Consider the following 4,307-nt stretch of genomic DNA (forward strand, 5'->3'; position numbering starts at 1 on the left):
CTCGACGCGGGTGGCTGGGGTCCGCGCGTGCCGGGGGGCAAGATCGGCGCGGGCGACCGCGGCGATGCCGTCGTCGCGCTGCGCGACCGGCTGATCGCCATGGGGTTGCTCGAACCCGTCTCGGTGGCGGTGATGGATGACACCATGGTCGCGGCGGTGCGCGAGTTCCAGCGCCGCCACGGCCTCGCGGTTGATGGCGTCGTCGGTCTGGGCACGCGGGACGAGCTGAACCGCTCGGTCGAGGAGCGGCTGCAGGCGGTGCTGGTCGCGATGGAGCGCGAGCGCTGGACCAACATGGACCGCGGCGAACGCCATGTCCTCGTCAACCTCACCGATTACAGCGCCACCATCATCGACGAGGGGCGCGAGACCTTTCGTACCCGCTCGGTGATCGGCGCGACCTCCGACGACCGGCAGACGCCCGAGTTCTCCGATGTCATGGAGCACATGGTCATCAACCCGAGCTGGTACGTGCCGCGCTCGATCGTGGTGAACGAGTATCTCCCGCAGCTCAAGCGCAACCGCAACGCCGCCAGCAAGATCCTGATCACCGACCGGTCGGGGCGCGAGGTAAGCCGGGGCGCGATCGATTTCTCGCGTTATGACGCGAACAGCTTTCCCTATTCGATGCGCCAGCCGCCCTCGAACTCCAACGCGCTGGGGTTGGTGAAATTCATGTTCCCCAACCGCTACAACATCTACCTGCACGATACGCCCGCAAAATCGCTGTTCGGCCGCGAGACCCGCGCCTTCAGCCATGGCTGCGTGCGGCTCAACGATCCGTTCGACTTCGCCTATGCGCTGCTGGCGGTGCAGGAGGAGGATCCGGTCGGCTTTTTCCAGTCGCGGCTGGCCACGGGGCGCGAGGCGCGGGTGAACCTCGAGACGCCGGTGCCGGTGCACCTGATCTACCGCACCGCCTTCACCGATGCCGAGGGCGGGCTGCAGTTCCGGCGCGACGTCTACGGGCGCGACGCGACGATCTGGGCGGCGCTGGAGCGCGAAGGGGTGGCGATCTCGCGCCCCGCGAGCTAGATCGGCCCCGACACAAGGGGAAGCGTGATGGACTACACACTGAGCGAAATCGCCACGGCGCTGGGTGCCGAGCTGGTCGGTGACGGCGCAGTGCGCGTGACCGGCGCCGCCGAACCGGCGCAGGCCGGACCCATGGATCTCGCGCTCGCCATGTCGCCGCGCTACGCCGAGGCGCTGGGACAGGGCCGCGCGCGCGCAGCGCTGGTCTGGTCCGAGGCCGACTGGCAGGCGATGGGGTTGGAGGGCGCGGTGATCGCGCCGCGCGGTCGGCTTGCCATGGCCCGGCTCACCCAGCTTCTCGATGCCGAAGATGTCGCGCCGGGCATTCACCCCTCGGCCGTGGTCGATCCTTCGGCCGAGATCGGCGCGGATGTCTTCGTCGGCCCGTTGGCGGTGATCGGCGCGGGCGCGGTGATCGGCGCGGGCGCGCGGATCATGGCGCAGGCCTCGATCGGGCCAGGTGTGCGGCTGGGCGAGGGCGCGCTGATCCACTCGGGCGCGCGGCTGGGGCGCAACGTTGTCGCGGGCGCACGGCTGATCGTGCAGCCCAATGCCGTGATCGGCGGCGATGGTTTCTCCTTCGTCACCGAGGATGCGAGCCATGTCGAGACCGCGCGGGCCGAGCTTGGGCAGGGCACCGTCTCCGACAGCGCCGACCCGACATGGCACCGCATCCACAGCCTCGGCTCCGTAAGCTTGGGCGACGATGTCGAGATCGGCGCCTGCGCCACCGTCGATGCAGGGACCATCCGGCCCACGCGGATCGGCCACGGCTCCAAGATCGACAACCTCGTGCAGGTCGGCCACAATTGCATCATCGGCGATCATTGCCTGCTGTGCGGCCATGTCGGCCTCGCCGGCTCGGTGACGATCGGCGACCGCTCCGTGCTTGGCGGCAAGGTGGGCGTGTCGGACAATCTGACCATCGGCGCCGACGTGGTGCTCACCGGCGGCTCGATCGTGCTGTCGAACGTGCCCGCGGGCCGGGTGATGATGGGCTACCCCGCCACCAAGATCGACAGCCAGGTCGAAAGCTACAAGGCGCTGCGCCGCCTGCCGCGCATCCTGCGCGACCTCGCGAAGCAGAAGGGCTGAGGCCCGGCCTTTGAGGTTCCAATGCCGCGCCCGAGCGATTATCTGGGGCGCGGGACATGGATCGGCGAGGGGATGCTGGACACATGGATTTGCGTGACAAGGTGACGGCCATCATCGCGGAGCAGGCGATGCTCGAACCGGGCGAGGTGAAGCCCGAGCACAGCCCGGCCGATCTCGGTATCGACAGCCTCGGACTGGTCGAGAGCATCTTCGCCATAGAAGAGGCCTTCGACATCTCGGTGCCGTTCAACGCCAACGCCCCCGAGGAAAGCGATTTCGACATCTCGACGGTCGCGGCCATCACGGATGCGGTAGAGCGGCTGGTCCAAGAGCAGCACGCCAGCGCATGAGCGGCGGGCTTCGCCGCGTCGTCATCACCGGCGCGGGCACGATCAACAGCCTCGGCCACGACGTCGCCTCGACCATGGAGGCAATGCGCGAGGGGCGCTGCGGCATCGGGCCTCTCGATCTGCGCGACGTGGAGCGCCTCTCGGTGCAGATCGGCGCGCAGGTGAAGGGCTATGACGAGCAGGCGCATTTCAATCGCCAGCAGATCGCCCTCTACGATCGCTTCACCCAGTTCACCCTGCTCGCCGCGCGGCAGGCGATGGCGCATTCGGGCATCTCCTTTTCGGATGAGGAAAGCGAGATGTCGGGTGTGGTGCTCGGCACCGCCGGCGGCGGGGTGAACACATGGGACGAGAACTACCGCAGCGTCTATGAGGAGGGGAAGAATCGCGTACACCCCTTCGTGGTGCCGAAGCTGATGAACAACGCTGCCGCCAGCCATGTCAGCATGGAATACAACCTGCGCGGCCCCAGCTTCACCGTCGCCACCGCCTGTGCTTCGTCGAACCATGCGATGGGGCTGGCCTTTCAGATGGTCCGCTCTGGCATGTGCCGCGCCATGCTGACGGGCGGGGCCGAGGCGATGCTGTGCTTTGGCGGGGTGAAGGCCTGGGAAGGGCTCAGGGTGATGTCCAAGGATGCCTGCCGTCCCTTCAGCGCCAACCGCAACGGCATGGTGCAGGGCGAGGGGGCCGCGGTCTTCGTGTTCGAGGAATACGAACACGCGCGCGCGCGCGGTGCCGAGATCCTCGCCGAGGTGTCGGGCTTCGGCATGACGGCGGATGCCGCCGATATCGTGATGCCCTCGAAGCAGGGAGCTGAACGGGCGATGCGCATCGCGATGCGCGATGCGGGTCTGTCGCCGGGGGAGGTGGGCTACATCAATGCCCATGGCACCGGCACGGCGGCGAATGACAAGAGCGAATGCGCCGCGGTGGCACATGTCTTCGGCGCGGCTGCCGATGACCTGATGATCTCATCGACCAAGTCGATGCACGGTCACCTGATCGGCGGCACCGGCGCGGTGGAGCTTCTGGCATGCCTCATGGCGCTGCGCGAGGGCGTGATCGCGCCGACCATCGGCTTCGAGGCCCCTGATCCGGAATGCGCGCTCGACGTGGTGCCGAACGTGGCGCGCGAGGCGAGGGTGACGGCGGTTCTTTCGAACGCTTTCGCCTTTGGCGGGCTCAACGCGGTGCTGGCGTTGCGCGCGGCCTGAGGCGAGCCGTCGAAGACGAAAAAGGGGCGCGGCCGTTCCCGCGGCCGCGCCTCCTTGGTGCATTCAGCAAAGGCCTTACTGGGCGGTGGCGCTGACCGCGTCGAAGCCGGCGGTGAAACCGGTGAGGGACATCTCCAGCTTCACCTCGCGGTCGGGGGCGGCGGCAGGCACGATGCGCAGTTCGCCCGCGCGGCCCCGCTTGAAGGCGGCCAGCTGCGCATCGGACAGGCCGAAGCGGGCCACGCATCCGGCGGGGTTGCAGAAGCTGAACGGGTAACGCGCAGCCTCGCCACCGTCGATCGACAGCGACAGCGCCTCGGTCAGCAGCGTTTCGAGCGGGACGACCACGGTCACCCCCGCGGCGGCCTGCGCCGCATCGCCAAGCGGCAGCAGGCTGACTTCGGCCACCGCGTTGCCTTCGCCATCCTCGAGCAGCTGGTAGAGCTGGCAGGGATCGGCTTCGCCCTCGGGCGCGCGCATGCAGCGCAGAGCCCAATCCCCGTGGGTCTCGGCGATATAGGGCTGGCCCGGACGCTCGGCGGCGTCGGCAGCGGGCGCCTCGGCGTTCGGAGCCGGGGCCTCGGCGGGGGCGGTTTCCGCCGGGGCTTCG

The 4,307-nt window shown here is 68.6% G+C and carries 5 protein-coding genes; 4 read left to right on the forward strand and 1 reads right to left on the reverse strand.

The genetic code is table 11. The features are described from left to right. The 4 genes from NHG85_RS00005 to NHG85_RS00020 form a co-directional block, all read left to right on the forward strand. Nucleotides 1-1,035: L,D-transpeptidase family protein (locus NHG85_RS00005; protein WP_253328600.1), on the forward strand; the 1,035-nt coding region annotated here is incomplete at its 5' end. A gap of 27 nt (nt 1,036-1,062) precedes the next feature. Further along, nucleotides 1,063-2,130, forward strand: coding sequence for a UDP-3-O-(3-hydroxymyristoyl)glucosamine N-acyltransferase (locus NHG85_RS00010; RefSeq protein WP_253328602.1), 1,068 nt, complete (start codon nt 1,063-1,065; stop codon nt 2,128-2,130). 83 nt (nt 2,131-2,213) lie between these two features. Continuing rightward, nucleotides 2,214-2,480 carry an acyl carrier protein gene (locus NHG85_RS00015; protein WP_253328604.1) on the forward strand — a complete coding sequence of 89 codons (267 nt, stop codon included), beginning with the start codon at nt 2,214-2,216 and terminating at the stop codon, nt 2,478-2,480. Continuing rightward, nucleotides 2,477-3,697, forward strand: a complete 1,221-nt coding sequence (locus NHG85_RS00020) for a beta-ketoacyl-[acyl-carrier-protein] synthase family protein (RefSeq protein ID WP_253328606.1) — start codon at nt 2,477-2,479, stop codon at nt 3,695-3,697. The genes NHG85_RS00015 and NHG85_RS00020 overlap by 4 nt, the downstream gene beginning before the upstream one ends. 75 nt (nt 3,698-3,772) lie before the next feature. Here the strand turns inward: NHG85_RS00020 and NHG85_RS00025 are convergent. Next, nucleotides 3,773-4,307, reverse strand: a 535-nt coding sequence (locus NHG85_RS00025; protein ID WP_253328608.1) for an invasion associated locus B family protein, incomplete at its 5' end; no start/stop codon positions are given.

The organism is Limimaricola litoreus (assembly GCF_024159025.1).
GTDB lineage: Bacteria > Pseudomonadota > Alphaproteobacteria > Rhodobacterales > Rhodobacteraceae > Limimaricola > Limimaricola litoreus.

Bases quoted from the DNA above. Each gene is read 5' to 3' on its own strand.
- NHG85_RS00010 (WP_253328602.1), top strand. From the start codon at position 1,063: ATGGACTACACACTGAGCGAAATCGCCACGGCGCTGGGTGCCGAGCTG.
- NHG85_RS00015 (WP_253328604.1), top strand. From the start codon at position 2,214: ATGGATTTGCGTGACAAGGTGACGGCCATCATCGCGGAGCAGGCGATG.
- NHG85_RS00020 (WP_253328606.1), top strand. From the start codon at position 2,477: ATGAGCGGCGGGCTTCGCCGCGTCGTCATCACCGGCGCGGGCACGATC.